Below are 1,781 nucleotides of genomic sequence, written 5' to 3'. Positions count from 1 at the left end.
CCGAGTCCAAGGACGCCACCGTTTACGACTCGAACATCGAGCAGCTCATCGGCCAGAACTGCAACCTCATCGTCACCGTGGGCTTCAACCTCGCCGACGCCACGAAGAAGCAGGCCGCCGCGAACCCCGACACCGACTTCGCGATCATCGACGACAACTCGATCGACGCCAAGAACGTCAAGCCGATCACGTTCGACACCTCGCAGGCGGCGTTCCTCGCCGGCTACGCGGCCGCCTCGTACTCGAAGAGCGGCGTCGTCGGCACCTTCGGCGGCATGCAGATCCCGACCGTCACGATCTTCATGGACGGCTTTGCGGACGGCGTGAAGTACTACAACGAGCAGAAGTCGAAGGACGTCAAGGTCGTCGGCTGGGACGTCGACAGCCAGAAGGGCTCGTTCACGGGCGGCTTCGAGGCCGGCACCCAGGCCAAGGCCGTCGCGCAGACCCTCATCGACCAGGACGCCGACGTGATCCTGCCCGTCGGTGGCCCGATCTACCAGTCCGCTGCCGAGGCGATCAAGGACGCGAACAACGGTTCCGTGCTGATCGGTGCGGACAGCGACCTGTACGAGGCCGACCCGCGCTACAAGGACATCGCGTTCACGTCCGTCGAGAAGGGCATGCGCCCCGCCGTCAAGGACGTCGTCGAGCAGGCTGCCGACAAGAAGTACTCCAACGAGCCGTACGTCGGCACGCTGAAGAACGACGGCGTCGGCATCGCGCCGTTCCACGACTACGCCGACAAGGTCGACAGCGGCCTCGAGAAGGAGCTCGACACCATCAAGTCGGGCATCATCGACGGGTCGATCAAGGTCGAGACCAAGGCGACCGTCAAGTAGTCCGGTGGACGCGGGCGGGGGACCCTCCCTCGCCCGCGTTTCCGTGCGCCGATCACAGAAACAGACTCTGAGAACATGAAGCTCGAACTCCGCGGCATCACGAAGCGGTTCGGCCCCCTCGTCGCCAACGACCACATCTCGCTCACCGTCGAGCCGGGTGAGGTCCACTGTCTCCTCGGGGAGAACGGCGCCGGCAAGTCGACCCTGATGAACGTCCTGTACGGCCTGTACCAGGCGGACGAGGGCGAGATCCTGCTGGACGACGTCGTCCAGGACTTCGACGGCCCGGGTGACGCCATGCGTTCCGGCATCGGCATGGTGCACCAGCACTTCATGCTCGTCCCCGTCTTCACCGTGGCGGAGAACGTCATCCTCGGCCAGGAGCAGACCGCGTTCGGCGGCCGGCTCGACCTCGCCGGCGCCCGCAAGCGCGTCCGCGAGATCTCGGAGCGGTTCGGGTTCGACGTCGACCCCGACGCCAAGGTCGAGGACCTGCCCGTCGGCGTGCAGCAGCGCGTCGAGATCATCAAGGCGCTGTCCCGCGACGCGAAGGTGCTGGTGTTCGACGAGCCGACGGCCGTCCTCACCCCGCAGGAGACCGACGAGCTGATGGGCATCATGCGGCAGCTCCGCGCCGCCGGCACCGCCATCGTCTTCATCACCCACAAGCTCCGCGAGGTCCGCGAGGTCGCCGACCGCATCACCGTGATCCGTCTCGGCAAGGTCGTCGGCGAGGCGTCGCCGACCGCGACGAACAACGAGCTCGCGGCGCTCATGGTCGGCCGCGCCGTCTCCCTCGTCGTCGACAAGGCGCCGGCCACCGAGGGCGAGGACGCGCTCGTCGTCGACGGGCTGACCGTCACCGACCCGTCGGGCATCGTGCTGGTCGACGACGTCTCGTTCACGGTCCGGCGCGGCGAGGTCCTCGCCATCGCCGGG

General features: G+C 67.1%; 2 protein-coding genes. Both read left to right on the top strand.

Annotation, left to right across the window (positions count from 1 at the left end):
* Positions 1 to 842, top strand: an 842-nt coding sequence (locus I5E_RS19005; RefSeq protein WP_022908385.1) for a BMP family lipoprotein, incomplete at its 5' end; no start/stop codon positions are given.
* Positions 843 to 917: 75 nt separating this feature from the next.
* Positions 918 to 1,781: ABC transporter ATP-binding protein (locus I5E_RS19000; protein WP_022908384.1), on the top strand; the 864-nt coding region annotated here is incomplete at its 3' end.

It is taken from the genome of Curtobacterium sp. B18, assembly GCF_000333375.1.
In the GTDB taxonomy this organism is placed as follows: Bacteria; Actinomycetota; Actinomycetes; order Actinomycetales; family Microbacteriaceae; genus Curtobacterium.
The sequence above is the reverse complement of the archived record's forward strand: the minus strand, read 5'-3'. Positions and strand labels throughout refer to the sequence as shown.